The sequence below is a fragment of the Mesorhizobium sp. M0028 genome, assembly GCF_040323855.1.
In the GTDB taxonomy this organism is placed as follows: Bacteria; Pseudomonadota; Alphaproteobacteria; order Rhizobiales; family Rhizobiaceae; genus Mesorhizobium.
The window spans coordinates 277831-296868 of sequence record NZ_JAMYVG010000002.1; the positions used below are offsets into that span (position 1 = coordinate 277831).

The 19038-nt window shown below is 62.8% G+C and carries 18 protein-coding genes and 1 tRNA gene; 12 read left to right on the forward strand and 7 right to left on the reverse strand.

Features of this window, described 5'->3' with window-relative positions; all coding sequences use genetic code 11:
• Positions 1–76: 76 nt before the first annotated feature.
• Positions 77–1054, forward strand: a complete 978-nt coding sequence (gene lepB, locus NKJ93_RS06355; RefSeq protein WP_502895829.1) for a signal peptidase I — start codon at positions 77–79, stop codon at positions 1052–1054.
• A 1-nt stretch (position 1055) separates the two neighbouring features.
• On the opposite strand, the gene uxuA is transcribed toward lepB, so the two are convergent.
• Both uxuA and NKJ93_RS06365 read right to left on the reverse strand, forming a co-directional pair.
• Complete coding sequence (gene uxuA / locus NKJ93_RS06360) at positions 1056–2234, reverse strand: mannonate dehydratase (RefSeq protein ID WP_352588192.1); 1179 nt, start codon at positions 2232–2234, stop codon at positions 1056–1058.
• Positions 2231–3733, reverse strand: a complete 1503-nt coding sequence (locus NKJ93_RS06365) for a mannitol dehydrogenase family protein (protein WP_023719700.1) — start codon at positions 3731–3733, stop codon at positions 2231–2233. The genes uxuA and NKJ93_RS06365 overlap by 4 nt, the downstream gene beginning before the upstream one ends.
• 175 nt (positions 3734–3908) lie before the next feature.
• Here NKJ93_RS06365 and uxaC point away from each other — a divergent pair, with 175 nt between their 5' ends.
• The 9 genes from uxaC (at position 3909) to recQ (ending at position 13247) form a co-directional block, all read left to right on the forward strand.
• Complete coding sequence (uxaC, locus tag NKJ93_RS06370; protein ID WP_352588195.1) at positions 3909–5318, forward strand: glucuronate isomerase; 1410 nt, start codon at positions 3909–3911, stop codon at positions 5316–5318.
• A gap of 37 nt (positions 5319–5355) precedes the next feature.
• Positions 5356–6333, forward strand: a complete 978-nt coding sequence (locus NKJ93_RS06375) for a TRAP transporter substrate-binding protein (protein WP_023719698.1) — start codon at positions 5356–5358, stop codon at positions 6331–6333.
• Positions 6334–6436: 103 nt separating this feature from the next.
• Entirely contained in the window at positions 6437–6964 is a 528-nt protein-coding gene (locus NKJ93_RS06380; RefSeq protein ID WP_023719697.1) for a TRAP transporter small permease, read from the forward strand.
• Between the two features lie 4 nt (positions 6965–6968).
• Positions 6969–8249 carry a TRAP transporter large permease gene (locus tag NKJ93_RS06385; RefSeq protein ID WP_023719696.1) on the forward strand — a complete coding sequence of 427 codons (1281 nt, stop codon included), beginning with the start codon at positions 6969–6971 and terminating at the stop codon, positions 8247–8249.
• Positions 8250–8259: 10 nt separating this feature from the next.
• On the forward strand, positions 8260–9036 hold the full coding sequence (locus NKJ93_RS06390; protein WP_023719695.1) for a FadR/GntR family transcriptional regulator: 777 nt from the start codon (positions 8260–8262) through the stop codon (positions 9034–9036).
• Between the two features lie 28 nt (positions 9037–9064).
• The gene (gene kduI, locus NKJ93_RS06395; RefSeq protein WP_023719694.1) at positions 9065–9922 is read left to right on the forward strand and encodes a 5-dehydro-4-deoxy-D-glucuronate isomerase; all 858 of its coding nucleotides are present in this window, start codon (positions 9065–9067) and stop codon (positions 9920–9922) included.
• Positions 9919–10686 (forward strand): 2-dehydro-3-deoxy-D-gluconate 5-dehydrogenase KduD, encoded by a 768-nt coding sequence (kduD, locus tag NKJ93_RS06400; RefSeq protein ID WP_352480961.1) that lies wholly within the window; start codon positions 9919–9921, stop codon positions 10684–10686. The genes kduI and kduD overlap by 4 nt, the downstream gene beginning before the upstream one ends.
• 24 nt (positions 10687–10710) lie before the next feature.
• Positions 10711–11049: a cupin domain-containing protein gene (locus tag NKJ93_RS06405; protein ID WP_023719692.1), complete on the forward strand. Its 339-nt coding sequence runs from the start codon at positions 10711–10713 to the stop codon at positions 11047–11049.
• Positions 11050–11411: 362 nt separating this feature from the next.
• On the forward strand, positions 11412–13247 hold the full coding sequence (gene recQ, locus NKJ93_RS06410; protein ID WP_352588198.1) for a DNA helicase RecQ: 1836 nt from the start codon (positions 11412–11414) through the stop codon (positions 13245–13247).
• A gap of 21 nt (positions 13248–13268) precedes the next feature.
• On the opposite strand, the gene NKJ93_RS06415 is transcribed toward recQ, so the two are convergent.
• The gene (locus NKJ93_RS06415; RefSeq protein WP_245278615.1) at positions 13269–13523 is read right to left on the reverse strand and encodes a hypothetical protein; all 255 of its coding nucleotides are present in this window, start codon (positions 13521–13523) and stop codon (positions 13269–13271) included.
• Positions 13524–13720: 197 nt separating this feature from the next.
• Entirely contained in the window at positions 13721–14614 is an 894-nt protein-coding gene (locus NKJ93_RS06420; protein ID WP_352480959.1) for an alpha/beta fold hydrolase, read from the reverse strand.
• Positions 14615–15357: 743 nt separating this feature from the next.
• Between NKJ93_RS06420 and NKJ93_RS06425 the strand changes: the two genes are divergently transcribed.
• Together NKJ93_RS06425 and NKJ93_RS06430 are read left to right on the forward strand one after the other, a co-directional pair.
• A complete protein-coding gene (locus tag NKJ93_RS06425) occupies positions 15358–15957 on the forward strand; it encodes a TetR/AcrR family transcriptional regulator (protein ID WP_352588201.1) in 600 nt (199 codons plus the stop codon).
• Positions 15958–16029: 72 nt separating this feature from the next.
• Complete coding sequence (locus NKJ93_RS06430) at positions 16030–16605, forward strand: DUF308 domain-containing protein (RefSeq protein ID WP_352588204.1); 576 nt, start codon at positions 16030–16032, stop codon at positions 16603–16605.
• A gap of 129 nt (positions 16606–16734) precedes the next feature.
• On the opposite strand, the gene NKJ93_RS06435 is transcribed toward NKJ93_RS06430, so the two are convergent.
• The 3 genes from NKJ93_RS06435 to NKJ93_RS06445 form a co-directional block, all read right to left on the reverse strand.
• The gene (locus NKJ93_RS06435) at positions 16735–17583 is read right to left on the reverse strand and encodes a DUF2182 domain-containing protein (RefSeq protein ID WP_352547127.1); all 849 of its coding nucleotides are present in this window, start codon (positions 17581–17583) and stop codon (positions 16735–16737) included.
• A 9-nt stretch (positions 17584–17592) separates the two neighbouring features.
• Positions 17593–18231 carry a DUF1326 domain-containing protein gene (locus NKJ93_RS06440; protein WP_352588206.1) on the reverse strand — a complete coding sequence of 213 codons (639 nt, stop codon included), beginning with the start codon at positions 18229–18231 and terminating at the stop codon, positions 17593–17595.
• A gap of 430 nt (positions 18232–18661) precedes the next feature.
• Positions 18662–18751 (reverse strand) — tRNA-Ser (locus NKJ93_RS06445).
• Positions 18752–19038: the final 287 nt, after the last annotated feature.

Here is a 19038-nt window from a genome sequence, read left to right on the forward strand (position 1 = left end):
TTCGGCGTCGAGAAAGCGAGGCTTGCCTCGCTTTTTTATTTGGTGAACAGTCAGGCTGCCTTGGCGTGGGGGGCCGATGACAGAACAAACAGTGCAACAAGAAACAGTCTCGCGATCCAGATGGTCGACGGCCCTGGTGTCGGCCCTTGGCGGCCCGTTTGGCGGATTTCTATGGATTGGCGCTGGCAAACTGGCTGTCATAAGCCTGTTTGTGATCAGTGCTGTCAGCATCGCGCTTTGCTACATCGGAATTCCGGTGGTGCCGGGCATGGATCTTGCGGCGGCGGGCAACTTTTCAGGTATCGGCTTGATGATCCTGTGGGCGACGCTCGTTGTTCCCTTTGCGCATCGGTTCAAGCCGGACAAATGGTATGCGCAAGGGGTGTCGGTGTTCGTGTTGGCGTTTTACGCCTCCATCGTGGCTGCGTTTGTAATCCGCTCGTTGGTGTTCCAATCGTTTTCGATCTCGTCTGGCAGCATGACGCCGACGTTGCGGGAGGGCGACTATCTCTTCGTGTCCAAATCCGCATACGGCTACAGTCGCTACAGCGTGCCCTTCAACGTGCTCTCATTTGACGGGCGCCTATTGGGCGCGGAACCCAAAAGGGGAGATGTGGTGGCATTCAAGTTCCCGCCCGATCCGAGCGTGAACTACATCCAGCGGATCGTCGGCTTTCCGGGCGAAAAGATCCAGATCATCGACGGGATGCTTTACATCAACGAGGTAGCGGTGGGGCTCGAGGATATCGGCTCTTTTTCGTCCGAAGAGTTCCCCGATCCAGTCAAACTTCAACGTGAAACTTTGCCAGAGGGCGTGTCCTACACCGTTCTCAACCTGACAGATTCATCCATCGGGGACAACACGAACTCGTGGATCGTGCCCGCAGGCCACTATTTTGCACTTGGCGACAATCGGGACAATTCCTCCGACAGCCGATTCAGCGTCGGGTTTATTCCCAGTGAAAATCTGGTCGGCAAGGCCGTGCGGCTGTTCTGGAATTCTAAAGGCGTCGACTATTCTTCCCGGCAAGTATTGGATCCGTCAGGCAAATAGCTCACACCGTCAGCGCTTCCACGGCGCGCATGACGCCGCGCAGTTCGGCGAGGCCCTTCAGGCGGCCGATGCAGGAATAGCCGGGGTTCACCTTCTTGCCGATGTCGTCGACAATGGCATGGCCATGGTCCGGACGCATCGGAATCTGCCAGTCCGCCCTGCCTGCCGCCTTGCGCCGCCGCTCCTCGCCGATCAGCGCCGACACGACCGCCACCATGTCGGTGTCGCCGTCGAGGTGCTCGGCTTCGTGGAAGGAGCCGTCGGGCTCCTTGGTGACATTGCGCAGATGGGCGAAATGGATGTTCTCGGCGAAAGCCTTCGCCATTGCCGGCAGATCGTTCTGCGCGCTCGCGCCGTAGGAGCCGGTACACAGTGTCAGTCCGTTAGCCGGCGAAGCGACGGCGTCGAGCAGCGCGCGGGCATCGGCTGCCCTGGAAACGATGCGCGGCAGGCCGAACAACGAAAAAGGCGGATCGTCGGGGTGGATCGCCATCCTGACGCCGGCCTCTTCGGCAACCGGCACGATCTCGCGCAGGAAGGCAAACAGGTTTTCGCGCTGTCCTTCGGTAGAGACGTCCTTGTAGAGATCGAGGGCGCGGCGGAAGCTCGCTCGATCGAAGATGAATTCGCGCGCCGGCACCCAGCCGATCAGGTTGAGCTCCAGTCTCGCCTTGTCGCTTTCGCTCATGCCTTGCAGCCGCACACGCGCCGCCTCGACACGGGCCGGCGGGTGATCGGCCTCCGCCCGTTTTCGCTCGAGGATGAAGACGTCATAGGCGCAGAGCTCGACGACATCGAAGCGCAGCGCCGTGCCGCCATGCGGCATCGGATAGTCGAGGTCGGTGCGCGTCCAGTCGGTGATCGCCATGAAATTATAGCAGATGGTGTTGATGCCGGCGGCAGCGACGGCGCGGATCGAGGCCTTATAATTGTCGATCAGGGTGCGCCAGTCGCCACTGCGGGTCTTGATGTCCTCGTGGACGACGATGCTCTCGACCACGTCCCAGGTCAGGCCTGCTGCCTGGATCTCTGCCTTGCGCCTGGCGATCTCGTCCGCCGGCCAGGCGCGGCCGTCATTGAGGTGATGCAGCGCGCTGACGATGCCGACGGCGCCGGCCTGACGGACATGGGCAAGCGTCACCGGGTCGTCGGGCCCGAACCAGCGCCAAGTCTGTCTCATGGCTTCTCACTCCCTATGCCAAGCGCCGCCAAGGCAGCGGCAGGCCCGCCCCGCCGCAGGCGCTCGAGATGGGCTGTCGTCAGATCAATCAGTGTCATGCGCTGGGAATGGTCCCTGGCGAAGCCGGCGAGATCGAACATCGCTGTCACAGCTTCATCAGCCGGCCGGCTGCCGAGCGCCGTAAGCCGAGTGTCGATCGGGTCGGTGAAATGGGCTTCGGGCAAGGTCTTGCCGCGCGCCTCGCAAGCGGCGATCCAGGCGGCCACCACCAGCATCAGATGGGCTGGGGGATCACCGGCACTCAGCCGCTCGACGGCCGAGGCGACGATGCGCTGTGGCAGTTTCTGGCTGCCGTCATTGGCGATCTGCGCCGTGCGATGGGCCAGCGCCGTGTTCGAGTAACGTTCGGCGAGCTGGGCCGTGTAGCCGGCCGTATCGAGCCCGGCGTCCGGCGGCAGCGTCGGGATCGCCTCGGCCCACAAGCCGTCGACGAATTGCCGGATCGCCGGATCGGCAAAGGCGCGGTCGACCGTGTCGTAGCCGCTGAGCAGGCCGAGATAGGCGATTGCCGAATGCGAGCCGTTGAGCAGCCGCAGCTTCATGTCCTCGAACGGCCCGACGTCGCCGACCATGGTGACGCCGAACTTTTCCCAGGCCGGCCTGCCCGCCGGAAAGTCGTCCTCGACCACCCATTGGCAGAACGGCTCGGTCATCACCGGCCAGGCATCCTCGACGCCGAGCTCGACGGCGATACGCGCCCGGTCGGCATCGGTGGTCGCCGGCACGATGCGGTCGACCATGCTCGACGGAAAGGCGACGCCGTCGGCGATGTGTGCGGCGAGCCTGGCATCGCCTGAAGTGGCGAGCCTGGCATCGCGCAGTGCGGCGAATTCGACCAGCAGGCGGTGCAGCGTGGCGCCATTGGCCGGAAGGTTGTCGCAGCAGAGCACGGTGAAAGGCTGGATGCCGGTGGCACGGCGGCGCGACAGCGCCTCCGTCAGGAAACCATGCGCCGTTCGTGGCATTTGCGGGTTAGCCAGATCATGGACGATGTCGGGGTGGGTATTGTCCAGTCCGCCGCCGGCTGCCCTCAGATAGGCCTTTTCGGTGATCGTCAGCGTGACGATACGGGTGAGCGGATCGGTCAGAGCGGCGAGCACCGCAGCCGGATCTTCCGGCGCCACCAGCAGCGACAGGATCGAACCGACGACGCGCAGCTCTTCTTCGACGCTGCTCCTGATCGCCAGTGTGTAGAGGCCATCCTGCGGCGCCAGTGCGTCGCGCGTGTCTGGACTGCGCAAGGACACGCCGACAATGCCCCAGCCTGTCTCTCCAGCCGCCAGACAGTCGTCGACATAGGCCGCCTGGTGGGCGCGGTGGAACGCGCCGACGCCGAGATGGACGATGCCTGGCGCAATAGCGCCGCGGTCGTAGCGGGGAACCGCGACCGAAGCCGGCAGTGCCTTCAGCGTGCTGTTGGAAAGGCGTCTATTGGTCATTGCGCGGCGTGTCTGATCGAGGTTGCTGGGTCACTGTTGGCAGGCGGCGTAACACCCGTTGCCGTCACGCACAATGGGCAATGGCCGACGAAAAGTCATCATACAACAACCCATTTTTTGTATGTTGACATTATTTCTTTCCAACCCTACCGATGTCCGGATTGGGAGGATTTACGTGGCCGCATTGACGGATCCGGACTTGCTGTTTGCCGCCGAGGCGCGCCCGCTTTCGCTGGCCCGCGATCTCTACGCCGCGGTCAAGGACCTGCCGATCGTCAGCCCGCACGGCCACACCGATCCCCGCTGGTATGCGCTCAACGAGGCGTTTCCCGATCCGGCGCAGTTGCTGATCGTACCGGACCACTACATTTTCCGCATGCTGTTCAGCCAGGGCGTTCGGCTTGAGGAGCTTGGCGTGCCGACACTTGACGGTTCGCCGGTGGAAACCGACGGCAGAACGATCTGGCGGCGCTTCGCCGAGCATTATTACCTGTTCCGCGGCACGCCGACCCGGCTGTGGTTCGACCATGTGCTTGCCCATCTGTTCGGCATCGACGAGCCGCTGAATGCCAAGACGGCCGACCGCCACTACGACACGATCGCGACGCTGCTGCAGTGGGAGAATTTTCGCCCGCGAGCGCTGTTCGAGCGCTTCAACATTGAGGTCATCGCGACGACCGAAGGCGCGCTCGACGATCTCAGATGGCACCAGATGATCCGCGACAGCGGCTGGGACGGCCGCGTCGTCACCGCCTATCGGCCGGATGCGATCGTCGATCCCGACTTCGAAGGCTTTTCGGCCAATCTCGACCGGCTTGGCGAGATCACCGGCTGCGACACCGGCAATTGGGCCGGCTATCTCGATGCGCATCGCCAGCGGCGCGCCTTCTTCAAGAGCTTTGGCGCGACTTCCTCCGATCACGGCCATCCGACGGCCGAAACCGCCAATCTCTCGGATGCCGCCGCCGAGGAGCTGTTCAACCGCATCCGCCGGGGCTCGAACGACGAGCGCGAGCGAAAGCTGTTTCGCGCCCAGATGCTGACCGAGATGGCCAAGATGAGCCGTGACGACGGGCTGGTCCTGCAGATCCATCCCGGCTCCTGGCGCAATCATTCGCCGGCTGTCTTTCACAAGTTCGGCAGGGACAAAGGCTTCGATATCCCGACCCGCACCGATTATGTGACGGCGTTGAAGCCGCTGCTCGACTGTGTCGGGCTGGTGCGCGATCTCACCATCATTCTCTTCACCCTCGACGAGACCAGCTATGCGCGCGAGCTGGCGCCGCTCGCCGGTGTCTACCCGGCATTGAAGCTCGGGCCGGCCTGGTGGTTCCACGACAGCCCCGAAGGCATGCGCCGATTCCGCGAGATGACCACCGAAACGGCCGGTTTCTACAACACCGTCGGTTTCAACGACGACACCCGCGCCTTTCCATCCATACCGGCCCGCCATGATGTGGCGCGCCGGGTCGATTGCGCATATCTGGCGCGTCTCGTCGCCGAGCATCGGCTCGGCGAGGACGAGGCGCACGAGCTGGCGCAGGAACTTGCCTATACGCTCGCGAAAAAGGCGTACCGGCTCTAACGGCGCTTGCCGCCATCGTTCAAACGGGAGGAAACCAATGCTGCATTTTTCAAGACGGGCGGGAGCTACGCTACTTGCCGCCGCACTGCTGGCCGGAACGGCAAGCGCCCAGACGGTCCTGCGCTCGTCTGACACACACCCGGACGGCTATCCGACGGTCGAGGCGGTCAAATATTTCGGCGAGCTCGTGAAAGAGCGCACGGCCGGCCGCTATGTGGTCGAACTCTATCCTTCCGCGCAACTCGGCGAGGAAAAGGACACGATCGAGCAGGTGCGCACCGGCGTGATCGATCTCAACCGCGTCTCGATGGCGCCGTTCAACGGGCTCATCCCGGAGACCACCGTACCCTCGCTGCCCTACATCTTCCGTTCGGAAGACCATATGCACAAGGTCATGGACGGGGCGATCGGCGACCAGATCGCGGCGGCGTTCGACCAGGTCGGGCTGGTGCTGCTCGCCTTTTACGATGGCGGCTCGCGCTCCTTCTACAATTCGAAGAAGCCGATCAACACTGTAGCCGACATGGCCGGCATGAAGTTCCGCGTCATCCAGTCCGACATCTTCGTCGATATGGTGGCGGCACTCGGCGCCAACGCGACGCCGATGCCGTATGGCGAGGTGTATTCGGCGATCGAGACCGGGGTGATCGACGGTGCGGAGAACAATTTTCCGAGCTACGACACCGCCAAGCACGCGGAAGTCGCCAAATACTATTCGCTCGACGAGCACACGATGGTGCCGGAAGCCTTCGTCATGGCGAAGTCGAGCTGGGACAAGCTGACGCCGGAAGACCAGGCGATCTTCAAAGCGGCCGCCAAGGAGAGCGTCGCCAAGCAGCGCGAGCTGTGGACCGCCAAGGTCAAGGAATCGCGCGCCAAGGTCGAGGCGGCCGGTTCGCAGATCACGACGCCGGATAAGCAGCCCTTCATCGACGCGATGGGCCCGGTCTACGAGAAGCACGTCAAGGACGACAAGCTGAAGGCCATGGTCGAAGCCATCAAGGCCGTGCAGTGATCAAGCGGCGGCGCGGACATCCCGCGCCGCCGTCCTCTTGCGGAGAAAACCGGTGACTTCCAGCCTAAAACCAAGACCGCTCCTGTCCGGCGTCGCGCAAGTGATGTCGCGCGTCAGCACGGCGGCGCTGTCGATCGCCGGCATCGGGCTGGTGCTGATGACCGCCTTCGTCGCCTGGCAAGTGTTCGGCCGCTATGTTCTGAATCGTTCGCCGAGCTGGACCGAGCCGGGCTCGGTGATGCTGATGAGCTGGTTCATTTTCCTCGGCGCTGCCGTCGGCGTGCGCGAGAACTATCATCTCGGCTTCGACGTCCTGCTCTACGTGCTGCCAAAAGGCGGCAAGCGCTGGCTGCGGATGATTTCGGACCTCGTCGCGCTCGCCTTCGGCATCGGCATGATCTGGTATGGCAGCCAGCTGGTCGCATTGACCTGGGGCTCTGTCTTGCCGTCACTCGGCATATCGGGGGGCTGGGACTATGTCCCGCTTGTCGCGGGAGGCGCGCTCATCGTGCTCTTCACGCTGGAGCGCATCGTGCTTCGCCTCTCCGGCGCGCCGATCGACGATGCCCTCGATGAATTGCCGCCGGCCGAAGTCGCAGCCGAACTCGACACCGCCAACGTGAAGGTCTGACGCCATGGAACTGTGGATTCTCTTCGGCGTCTTCACCCTGCTGATGCTTATCGGCACGCCGATCGCTTTCTGCCTCGGCGTCGCAAGCCTGGCCACCGTCCTCTATATGGGCCTGCCGCCGCTGATCGTCTTCCAGCGCCTGAATTCCGGCATGAGCGTCTTTTCGCTGCTGGCCATTCCGTTTTTCATCTACGCCGGCGACTTGATGGTGCGCGGCGGCATCGCCAGCAAGATCGTTGCCTTCGCCGGCTCGCTCGTCGGCCATTTGCGCGGCGGCCTCGGGCAGGTCAACATCGCGACCGCTACACTATTCGGCGGCATTTCGGGCTCCGCGGTGGCGGAGGCAGCCGCGGTGGGCGGCCTGATGATCCCGCAGATGAAGGCGCGTGGATATGGAGCGGACTACGCCGTCAACGTCACGTCGATGGCGGCGCTGATCGCGCTGCTGCTGCCGCCGTCGCACAACATGATCATCTACGCGATCTCGGCAGGCGGAAAGATCTCCATCGCCGATCTGTTCACGGCCGGCATCATCCCGGGCCTGCTGCTGGCCCTGTCACTGATGGTCACCGCTTATTTCGTGGCGCGCTCCCGCGGCTATCCGACCGAGCCGTTTCCGGGCTTCACCGCGGTCGCGCATCTTTTCGCCGTCGCGGTGCCCGGCCTGCTGCTGATCGCGATCATCTTCGGCGGCGTACGATCGGGCGTCTTCACGGCCACCGAGAGTTCCTGTATCGCCGTCATCTATGCGCTGCTCGTGACCGTCTTCGTTTACCGGCAGATGACCTGGGAAGGGTTCGTTCATGCCACCCATGGCGCCGTGCGCACCACGGCCATGGTGCTGCTTATCATCGGCATGGCGGCGGCATTCTCGTGGCTGATGGCCTTCCTGAAAGTACCGGCAGCGCTGATAGCCTCCATGAACGCGATCTCGGACGATCCGCTGGTCGTGCTTCTGCTGCTCAACCTCTTGATGCTGTTCCTCGGCACGTTCATGGACATGGGGCCGACGATCATCATTTGCACGCCGATCTTCCTGCCCGTGGCGCAGGCCTACGGCGTCGATCCGGTGCATTTCGGCGTCATCATGATCCTCAATTTCGGCATCGGGCTGAACACGCCGCCGGTGGGCGCAGTGCAGTTCGTGGCGTGCGCAGTGGGCAAGATATCCGTCTGGGAATCGATGCGCTCGATCTGGCCGTTCTATGGCGCAGGCCTCGTGGTGCTGGCGCTCGTCACTTACATTCCAGCCATTTCGCTATGGCTGCCGAGCGTCTTCAAATAGGGGTTGCGACATGGCATCGGACACCGCAGTCGGGCTCCGCGTCGAACGAAGACCGAAGCTTTCGGAAACCGTCGTCGCCGCGATCCGCAAGCAGTTGCAGGCGGGCGAGATCCAGCCTGGGCAAAAGCTGCCGACCGAGGGCCAGTTGACTGAAACCTTCGGGGTCAGCCGCACCGTGATACGCGAGGCGCTGGCCAAGCTTGCCGCGGACGGCCTGGTCGAGCCGCGCCAAGGCGCCGGCGTCTTTGTCACCGAGCATATCTCGACAGCGTTCGGGGCTCTGGCAGCGGAGATGGGCAGCAAGGATTCAATTGCCCTCAACGTGCTCGAAGTCAGGTTGGCGATCGAGATCGAATCCGCCGGGCTCGCCGCCCTCCGCCATAACGCCGCACAGGAAGCGGCGATCCAGGAAGCCTTCTTCGAGTTCGAACGGCTGCTCCTCAACAGCGAGCCGACGGGACCGGCCGACCTCGCCTTCCACCGCGCAATCGCCAGCGCCACCAACAATCCGTTCTATGTCGAGATGCTCGATGTGCTCGGCCGGCGCGCCATCCCTTGCGATGTGACCTCGCCCTGGTCGACCGAATTCGCGCAGTCCGACGCCTACCAGCGCGGCCTGCAGCGCGAACACCTGATGATCCTTAATGCCATCTCGGCAGGCGATGCCGAGGCGGCACGGGAGGCGATGCGCGCGCATCTCGGTGCCAGCCAGCAGCGCTATCGCGAACGCCTGCACGCGCGTCAGGTGTTTTATGCCGACTCGGTCAAGGCCGCGGCAACTGAATAAGCAATTGAGGCAGCTCCATGGGACAGCAATGAATCACACTGACAATCATACGGATTTCACCTCGCGCTTTGCCATCGATCCTGTTTCTGCCGCGGCGATGGGCACGGACGAACTGCGTCACAATTTTCTGATCGAGGACTTGTTCCAGCCCGGCCGTATCAGCCTGACCTACACCCATTACGACCGCATGATCGTCGGCGGTGCCATGCCCGCCGGCGCGCCGCTGCCGCTGCAGGCGATCAAGCCAACCGGGACCAAGAATTTTCTCGACCGCCGCGAGATGATCATCGTCAACATCGCCGGTGCAGGCGTCGTGAAAGCCAGCGGCCAATCCTACGAGCTGCAGGCGCGCGACATGCTCTATCTAGGCATGGGCACCGATGAGGTGTCGTTCGCTGCGACCAATCCGGCTGAGCCGGCTAAGTTCTACCTGCTAAGCGCGCCGGCGCATCAGAGCCATCCCAACCGGCTGATCCGCATCGGCGATGCCAAGCGGCTCGATCTCGGCAGCCAGGCGACCTCCAACGAGCGCTCGATCTTTCAGTTCATCCATGCCGACGGCGTGAAGACCTGTCAGCTGGTCGTCGGCATGACCCAGCTTGCCCCCGGTTCGGTCTGGAACACCATGCCGTGCCATGTGCATGACCGGCGCATGGAGGCCTATCTCTATTTCGACCTGCCGGAGACGGCGCGGGTGTTTCACTTCATGGGCGAACCGGACGAAACGCGTCATCTCGTCGTGCGCAACGAGGAGGCGGTGCTGTCGCCGGGATGGTCGATCCATTCGGGCGCCGGCACCTCGAACTACGCCTTCATCTGGGCGATGGCCGGCGACAATGTCGACTATACCGATGTCGACCTGGTGGCGATGGAGGAGCTCAAGTGAGCGACCTCTCGGCCTTCAGCCTTGCCGGCAAGCGTATCCTCGTCACCGGCGCCAATACCGGCATCGGCCAGGGCATCGCCGTGTCGATCGCGCGTGCCGGCGGCGCGGTCGTCGGCGTCGGTCGCTCGGCGATGGACGAGACGGCGGAGAAGATTGCGGCGGCCGGCGGACGCTTCGAGGCGGTCCGCTGCGACCTTGGCGATGATGCCGCCGCCCAGGCGATGCTTGACCGCGTCTGGGACGATACGGGGCCGCTCGACGGCCTGGTCAACAATGCCGGCATCATCCGGCGTGCCGATGCGGTCGACTTGACCGAAGCCGACTGGGACGACGTCATCGGCGTCAACCTCAAGACGGTGTTCTTCCTCAGCCAGAGTTTTGCCAGGCGCGTGCTTGCCGACCCGGGACGGCGTGGCAAGATCGTCAACATCGCTTCGGTGCTGAGTTTTCAGGGTGGCATCCGCGTCGCCTCCTACACCGCCTCCAAACATGGCGTGCTCGGCATCACCCGACTGCTCGCCTGCGAATGGGCGGCAAAGGGCATCAACGTCAACGGCATTGCGCCAGGCTATATCGAGACCAACAACACCGAGGCGCTGCGTGCCGATCCCGACCGCAGCGCTTCGATCCTGGCGCGCATTCCGGCCGGGCGCTGGGGCGCGCCGGAAGACATCGGCGACGCAGCCGTCTTCCTGCTGGCGCCGGCGTCGAACTATATGCACGGCGCGGTGATGCCGGTGGACGGTGGCTGGCTGGCGCGATGAACAACAAAAGATGAGAGTTTGGCGATGACCGGAACCAAGATCTTCTCGCATGCCGGCGAGGGTGCGTGGACGCCGACGCCGGATGGCAACCGCAGGCGCGTGCTCCTGCACACGGACGAACTGATGATGGTCGAGTTCGCCTTCGACAAGGGCGGCGTCGGCGCGCTGCATTCGCATCCGCATGTCCAGGCGAGCTACGTCGCCGAAGGCCGCTTCGAGGTCACCATCGACGGCAGGACCGAGATCTTGGAAACCGGAAGCAGCTTCATCGTTCCTTCCAACCTGGTCCATGGCGTCAAGGCACTGGAGGCGGGACGACTGGTCGACAACTTTACGCCGCCCCGCGCCGATTTCCTCGACTGAGCTGCGGGCCCGAAGATCAGGCTGTCAGTTCTCGGAACGAAAAACCCGCGCCTCCGGAGAGACGCGGGCGTGTTGCCTGGGCGCTTGTGGCGCCGCGGTACTCAAAACATCACCGCAGAACCTGAACCTGCCGAATGATGGTGAAGATAGGATTAACCGCTCCGAGGCGGCGCGATATTCACAGCCAAGGCGAATAGGGGCTGGAACGACGGTCTGATATCGGCCAATGAGAGAGAAGTTCGCTTCAGGCGGTGCCGAGGACAGGACCAGAGGGGTCGATAAATGTTCGAATCTGCTGTCCAGGCAATCACCCGGCGATTCGCCGGGGAATTTCGGCAGGTCGTATCCGCGAAAGTTCTGTAATGCAGATTGCGGCGAGCATGCCGGCAGAGGATTCCAAGCGGCGCGTCCTGAAGGATGTCTTCGGCTTCGATGATTTTCGTCTCGGCCAGGCGGCCGTGATGGAGGCGCTGCTGGCCGGGCATCATGTACTGGCCGTCATGCCGACGGGTGCGGGCAAATCGCTCTGCTACCAGGTCCCGGCGCTGGTGCTGGGCGGGCTCACCATTGTCGTTTCGCCGCTGGTAGCGCTGATGCAGGACCAGGTCGCCGCATTGCGCCTTGCCGGTGTGGCGGCCGATACGATCAATTCCTCGCTCGATCGCGATGCCAATGTCGCTGCATGGCGCCGCGTCGCGGCAGGGCAGACACGGCTGCTCTATCTTGCGCCGGAGCGGCTGATGACCCCGCGGATGCTCGAGGCGTTGACCAAGCTCGATGTCCGGCTGATCGCCATCGACGAGGCACATTGCATCTCGCAATGGGGACCGGCGTTCCGGCGCGAATACGAAGAATTGTCGCGGCTGCGCGGCATCTTCCCCGATGTGCCGATCATTGCGCTGACGGCGACTGCGGACGAGACGACGCGCACCGACATTGCCGCGCAACTGTTCGACGGGCGCGTCGATACCGTGGTGCTCGGCTTCGACCGACCGAACATCAAGCTAAGCATCGAGCCCAAGCAGGACAGCAAGCGCCAATTGCTGAATTTCGTGCAGCGCCATGCCGGCCGAAGCGGGATCGTCTATTGCCTGTCGCGCAAAAAGACCGAAGAGATGGCGGCGTTCCTCGAGCGGAACGGCGTACGCGCGCTCGCCTATCATGCCGGCATGAGCAAGGACGCGCGTGAAGCGAATCAAAACGCTTTCATGACCTTGTCCGGGGTGGTGATGGTGGCGACCATCGCCTTCGGCATGGGGATCGACAAGCCGGACGTCGCCTATGTCTTCCACACCGACCTGCCGGGCAGCTTGGAAGCCTACTATCAGGAAATCGGGCGGGCGGGCCGCGACGGGCGGGCGGCCGAGGCGCATATGCTCTTCGGTCTCGGCGACATCCGTATGCGCCGGCTTTTCATCGACGACGAGGGCGCACCGGCGGAGCACAAGAGGCGCGCGCATGGCCGGCTCGATACGTTGATCGGCTATTGCGAGACGGCGCAGTGCCGCCGCCAGATCCTGCTTGGCTATTTCGGCGAAAGTGCTTCGCCTTGCGGCAATTGCGACAACTGCCTCGACCAGGCGCCGCATGCGGATGGCGACGCCGAGGCGCGGATCATCCTGGCAGCGATCACACAGACCGGCGAGCGCTTTGGCGCTGCCCACGTTGTCGATGTCCTGCTCGGCCATGAGACCGAGAAGGTCCTGGCCAGGAACCACCACAGGCTTGCCAGCTTCGGCACCGGTGTGGCGCATAAGAAGAGTCTCTTGCTGTCGCTGCTTCGCCAACTCGTCGCGGGAGGGTTCCTGACATTGGACTCAGCCGGCCATGGCGGCCTCGCCGTCGCCGAGAAAGGCCGTGAACTCGCCCGGGGCGAGGCTTCATTCCGGTATCGCGTGGACGCGCGCCAGTCATCGCGAGGCAAGATACGTCCTGTGGATACCGCAGCAGGCATGGAAGGTCTGGATTCGGCGCTGCTGGCCGCGCTCAAGGCGGTACGGCTGCGTCTTGCCCGGGAACGCCAAGTGCCGGCCTTCGTGATCTTTTCGGATCGTACGCTGATCGATATGGCTGAACGCTGCCCGCGTGATCTGGACGCCTTCGCCGCGGTCAACGGCGTCGGCGCCGCCAAGCTCAAGGATTTCGGCGAGATATTCCTCGGCGCGATCGCTGCGCATCAGTCCGGTCTCTCGGGTTGAAGACCCACTCCAGCGACGCAATCAGCACCTGCTTCGTCTCGCCGCTGCAATCGCAGCCTCCTGCTGCCGCAAGCGCTCGATCTTCGCGCTTTGGCGGGCAGCGACGGTCGAGGCGACACGCTGCCCTCCCCACAGCCAGTCCGGAATGTTGGTGTGGACGACTTTGCCGCGAGCGATGGCTGTTGCCGACATCTCGTCAGCGACCGTGCCGATCGCCACGTTGAGCTCGACGCAACTCATCTTGTCGTATTTCGCAGCATCAAAGGATGCAGGCAAAGGCGATGCACAACTTCCGACAAACATCAGGCTGCATATCACAGGCGTGGCCGTGGAGATCGGCTTCATTCTCTTATCAAGCACGTTGATGCCGGACAGACGAATATCGGAGGATTCTCGACCTCGGGCCGCGAAGCACTCCCGAGGTTCCGCGTAACTGAAGCATGTGACCTCTACAACCCTCTGTCCTGACCGTCCTATTTGTCCTCGAAGAATTCCGAGAGAACCGCTGCTATCGTGTCGGGGTGCTCTTCTGGGAAAAAGTGCCCGCCTTGGACAGCGCGTCCTTCCACTCTGTCAGCCCATTTCCTCCAGATAGCCAGCGGCCCGCCTTCTTGCGCATACCAGTTCTCCAGGGCGCCTTCGCCACTCCATAGCGCCATTAGCGGGCACTCGATGCGACGACCGTTTGCGTGGTCCAGCGCGTCATGTTCACGATCGATCGTCGCAGCGGCGCGATACTCTTCGCATATCGCATGAATATGCGCGGGATCGCGAAGCGCATCAACATAGGCGTCCCTGACCTCTTTGGAGACCATTTTCGTCGACGATCCCCATTGCGTTATTGCATCGTCGACGACGGCATCGGGAGCCGCGCCAATCAGACGTTCCGGCAGGGGCTCCGGCTGGGCAAGCAGGCTCCAGGGCCAGAAGCCGAGCGCCAGTCTGGCATCCGCCCGATCCCATGTTGCGGCGGTGGGGATGATGTCGAAGACGGCGATTTTGAGGACTTTGTCCGGATGGTCGAGCGCAAGGCGATAGGCAACCCGCCCGCCGCGATCATGTCCGGCAACCATGAATCGCTCAAACCCCAGTTGCTTCATGGCTTGAACCATATCGCCGGCCATGGCGCGCTTGGCGTATTGGCTATGATCGGCAGAGGAAACCGGGCAGCCGCTTTGGCCATAGCCTCGAAGGTCGGCGGCGACCACCGTGAAGCGGGGCGCCAAGGCTGCGGCGATATCCCTCCACATCAGATGCGTCTCTGGAAAACCGTGAAGAAGCAGCAGCGGCGGACCGGTGCCACCGACCCTTGCGAAAATGGTCGTATCGTCCAGTCGCAAGCTGGTGGCTCTGAAACCTGCAAACACCGTCAGCCTCCTCCGGCGCCGTCAGACAAACTCTCTAAGGGCACTAACGGTCGCCTGAGGCGAAAACCCCGGCCGCGATGGCCAGGGTTCAAGCCGGCCAATTGCTAGAATCGAAACCAGACCCAGACGCGCCTGCGGAAGCACCGCCTGCGCCGATAGCCGTTTCGCCAGTAAACGCGACAGACCCTTCTCCAAGCGCGCCGGCGGCGCCGACGCGGCCGGTGCCACCGGCGATGATAGACTGGTTGCAACTCTGCTTGAGTTTCGTCGTCATCGAAGGTCTCGACATCCGGCGCCTCGAGTTCATCGAGAATGCCGCTTCTGGCAGTTGGAACGCCGGCCACTGCGTTGATTGGCCGAACTGTGCTTGCAAGGGCCGCGGCCCCGGCAATGCCAAACATTCCTGTCAAAAATAGTCGCCGATCCATGGAAACCTCCCGATCTCAACCAGCGATAGAGCAAGGCTAACGATGGGGAGATAGCGCGGTCGGTGCAAACGCCCAGATCCGCGCGGCGATTAGCCGTGGTCCGGTCGGCCGGAGGGTGTTGCCTTCTCGTCGAAGTGGGACGGCTACTTCGATCGACAAACACCGGACGCTTTTTTGAATTGATGGCGGCCGAGACACAAGGAACATCGAATAACGTCTACGCCATAGCCACCCAATTCCACGCTACTGCTCTCTCTTTGGTCGTTGCGTTGCAAGAGGGCTTGACTGCCATCCTACCAGAAGGTAGGTAAGGGCATGGGCAACGCGTCTACTACCTCCGACGACATCCTGGCTTGTGCGCGTTCTCTGATCGTCGCTGGCGGCTACAACGGTTTCAGTTATGCCGACATCGCTGATGTGGTCGGGATTCGTAAGGCGAGCATCCATCACCATTTCCCAAGCAAGGTCGATCTGGTCCGAACGCTGGTTGCGCGGTATCGGGAAGAAGCTGAAGCGGGGATGGCGAATCTCGAACTTCAGGTCTCCGATCCGCTCGAACAGCTTCAGGACTACGCTGGCTATTGGGAAGTCTGCATCGCGGATGCCAGCGCTCCGTTTTGTATCTGCGCGCTGTTGGCAAGCGAACTCCCCGTGCTGCCCGAGGAAGTTGGCCTTGAGGTCCGGGCGCATTTCCGCTCCCTGTCGGCTTGGCTGACATCCGTGCTGGAGCGCGGTGCGCGACTCGGCCGATTCCAACTGATGGGTACCCCTCGTGCCGAGGCTGAAGCGTTCATGGCGACTGTCCACGGCGCGATGCTTTCGGCACGGGCCTATGGCGATCCGAAGATATTCGCCGTCGTGACACGCCCGCTCCTGGAGCGGCTCGCTCCGCGTTCCCTCCAGATACAATCCTAAGATCTCAACTAACCATAGCCGTAACGGCTCTGCGACGTTCGTCGAGAGCCCTACTAGTCGAAAGGACATCCAATGACGGTTCACAATAGCGATCTTTCCCGCGCCAGCCAGGAACAATGGCTCAAGCTCTATTACTTCGCACGGACGGCGGTCTCGGCTGTCTGGGTGGCGGCTGCCTTGACAGTGGGACAGAATTCCGGGGTGGCGGCGGCGGTTTTGCTCGTGGCTTATCCTGCATGGGATGCCCTCGCCAATTTTGTCGACGCATCGCGCAGCGGAGGATTGGGACAGAATCGCACCCAGACCATAAACGTCGTGGTCAGTGTGGCGACAACGCTCGCGGTCGTTGTTGCGCTGAAGATGAGCATGAATTGGGTGCTCGGGGTGTTCGGCCTATGGGCGATCCTGTCTGGCCTGCTTCAACTCGGCACCGCGGTCCGCCGTTGGAAGAGCTCTGGCGCGCAGTGGGCGATGATCCTGAGCGGAGGGCAATCAGCACTGGCAGGCACGTTTTTCATCGCGCAGGCGCGGATGCCGATGCCGCCATCCATCACCAACGTGGCCGGCTATGCCGCAGTAGGCGCCCTCTACTTCCTGGTTTCGGCGGTGTGGCTGAGTGTGAGCCAATTGCGGCGGAAGGCTGCATAGTCTGCCATCTTGAGCCATCACCGACCCGATCAGAGGGCTGCCAGCTGCTAGTATCGGTTCGCCAAACACAACGACCCGCCCTTATCCTTAAGGACCGATATGTTTGGAATTTCACCACCCGGCTGGGGGCTAGCCGCTCATCCAAGGCATCTCGATCGCGCCGAACGATACAGCGATCCCGAGGGCCATCAGCGCAATGCCCAAAGCAACTTCGAAGCGGCGGCCGCGCTGCAGCAGCTTCTCGACGAAGACGACCAGCGTCAACAGCAGCATCCAGGCGACGCTCATGATGCCCACCGCGACCAGCACGGCAAACAGCGCCCAGCAGCAACCAAAGCAATAGAGCCCGTGCCGCAGCCCCATCTCGAGTGCGCCAACCCGCCCGTCGCGCCAATGCTGCGCAACGAAAGCGAGCGGCGAACGGCAATGGCTGAGGCAAATGTGCTTGAGGGTCGTGAATTGGTAGAGTCCGGCGACGCCAAGCGTGATACCGAGCGCGAGCGGCGCCCATTTCGAACGCTGAGGCGGATCGAGGCTGGTCGCAAACTCGCTTCCGAACTGGACCAGGACATACACGAGAAGGCCCGCCGCCGCCCAGACGAGCATGTAACCCGCGACGAATATCCACGTCGGGATGGCAACGTGCTGTTCGCGCCTGGCCTGCGCCGCCGCGAACATAAAGATCATGGGCGCGGCCGCCGGCAGCATCATGGCAGCCATCATCACCGTCCATACAGCAAGAAAGGCGGCGGCGCCGGCAAGTGACCAGCCGTCGGCGGCAATTCCTGCCATCGCCATGCCGGCCATGCCTTCCATACCCTCCATCCCGCCGCGCACCGCAATGCCCATAGGCATATCCATGCTGAGGGTCAGCGCCCACGCCGCCGCTGTTAGCACGACGAGCGATGCGAGAACACCGAGCGGCATGCCACGCAAATTCCGGAGCCGCGACGATTTCCCGGGGAACGCGTCAGGCATCGGCACGTCCTAGTTCGGGCCGGTCCAGTCGAACGGAATGTGTTTGCTCGAGCGCGCCGTGCCCGTCCAGTCGAGCCCGAAGCCTTTGGTGCTCACCTCGACCGAACGCCCCCAGGTGGCAACCTGGCCCGGGCCGACCTCCGAGCCCGGCGGGTTGATCGTCTGCACCCGCTTGCCGGGTGGTGTTGTGGGACCTGAAAGCGCTTCCGCATGCCCGACGACGAGGCCAGGAATCTCGACCCGCCAGGTGGCAAGGTCGCCCGCCACCTCGAAAGTGATCGGCACGAACTCCATGCCACGCATCTCGCCGATGTTGGCGGCAAAACCCGCCGGCCAGCCGCCAGCCTGCCCGCCGAAGATCGCCTGCAGGGCTTCACGTTGCCGCTCGTTCGCCTTCTCGTCGAGGTACATGCCCATCACAGCCTTTGCCTCGCCGGCCCATAGATTGCCTTCGAACTCGCCGAGCGCCACCAGCGACAGGCCGTCGAGCTTCACGTCGCCATACTGACCCTCGCGTACATGCCAGGCGAGCACGCCCTGGCAGTGATTGCCGGTCGGCCGCTGGGCGAACTCGCAAGGGCAAGGGATATCGCAGCTGCAGATGTCGAACCAGTCGCCTGCAAGCCACCATTGAGGCACTGCATTCATGGCTCTTCCTCCCGGAATGTAGCGCCATTTATACGTCGAAGGCGGGGCGCACTCCAGCAGTTAGTGCATCGCTCGGTGATTTTTGGTGAACTTGCCGACCCAGACACAAGTCACCGCGTTGATCAGCAACTGCTCGCGACGGAACCCAGCCACCATCCAATGCGACCACGAAAGTGGTTTCTTGCTCCGTTCCATGTGCTCGATGAGGTCGTGGGTAGGTTCGCGACGGGTCGATCACCAAATACACGATCCAGCTGACGCTCGCTTGACCCACATTGCGAACCGACAACCTTCCGCAACACCGCTCGGTTGCTTGGTCAACGACCTAGCGGGCCAAGGGTTAACGCCGGGCTGCAATTGAGCTCCGCGGCTTCACGAGCATTTATGGCTGAGTTCGGCAGGCCAAATCAAAAAATGAAGTTAGTATCACTGGCGGAGAGGGAGGGATTCGAACCCCCGATGGGCTTGCACCCATGCCGCATTTCGAGTGCGGTGCATTCGACCACTCTGCCACCTCTCCGCGGTCATGGTCCGCCGTTGCCGGCGCGGCGCACTAGATAACGGCTGGACAGGCAGGTTACAAGGGCCAATCTGCCCCGGCGCCGCAGGTTCCCGTCCGTGCTGCGTTCAAAGCTGCGGTGCCCGATGTTCCATGTTTGCCGGACTGGGCTCAGCCCATTCGCAGCTTGCCCGCGGCGCTTGCCTTGACTCAAGCCGAACCTTCGGTTAGGGACAGCGCGCAATCGGCGTGGAGGGATATTCCGCGCCGCTTGTTTTTTGAACCCGCAGACTGACAAAAAGACGGCC

Excerpts from the sequence above, each read along its gene's own strand:
- NKJ93_RS06425 (WP_352588201.1), top strand. The coding sequence starts at position 15,358 with ATGGGCAACGCGTCTACTACCTCCGACGACATCCTGGCTTGTGCGCGT.
- NKJ93_RS06365 (WP_023719700.1), bottom strand. The coding sequence starts at position 3,733 with ATGACCAATAGACGCCTTTCCAACAGCACGCTGAAGGCACTGCCGGCT.
- NKJ93_RS06380 (WP_023719697.1), top strand. The coding sequence starts at position 6,437 with ATGTCGCGCGTCAGCACGGCGGCGCTGTCGATCGCCGGCATCGGGCTG.
- NKJ93_RS06430 (WP_352588204.1), top strand. The coding sequence starts at position 16,030 with ATGACGGTTCACAATAGCGATCTTTCCCGCGCCAGCCAGGAACAATGG.
- NKJ93_RS06440 (WP_352588206.1), bottom strand. The coding sequence starts at position 18,231 with ATGAATGCAGTGCCTCAATGGTGGCTTGCAGGCGACTGGTTCGACATC.
- NKJ93_RS06385 (WP_023719696.1), top strand. The coding sequence starts at position 6,969 with ATGGAACTGTGGATTCTCTTCGGCGTCTTCACCCTGCTGATGCTTATC.
- NKJ93_RS06375 (WP_023719698.1), top strand. The coding sequence starts at position 5,356 with ATGCTGCATTTTTCAAGACGGGCGGGAGCTACGCTACTTGCCGCCGCA.
- uxuA (WP_352588192.1), bottom strand. The coding sequence starts at position 2,234 with ATGAGACAGACTTGGCGCTGGTTCGGGCCCGACGACCCGGTGACGCTT.
- NKJ93_RS06390 (WP_023719695.1), top strand. The coding sequence starts at position 8,260 with ATGGCATCGGACACCGCAGTCGGGCTCCGCGTCGAACGAAGACCGAAG.
- lepB (WP_502895829.1), top strand. The coding sequence starts at position 77 with ATGACAGAACAAACAGTGCAACAAGAAACAGTCTCGCGATCCAGATGG.
- kduI (WP_023719694.1), top strand. The coding sequence starts at position 9,065 with ATGAATCACACTGACAATCATACGGATTTCACCTCGCGCTTTGCCATC.
- NKJ93_RS06435 (WP_352547127.1), bottom strand. The coding sequence starts at position 17,583 with ATGCCTGACGCGTTCCCCGGGAAATCGTCGCGGCTCCGGAATTTGCGT.
- NKJ93_RS06405 (WP_023719692.1), top strand. The coding sequence starts at position 10,711 with ATGACCGGAACCAAGATCTTCTCGCATGCCGGCGAGGGTGCGTGGACG.
- recQ (WP_352588198.1), top strand. The coding sequence starts at position 11,412 with ATGCAGATTGCGGCGAGCATGCCGGCAGAGGATTCCAAGCGGCGCGTC.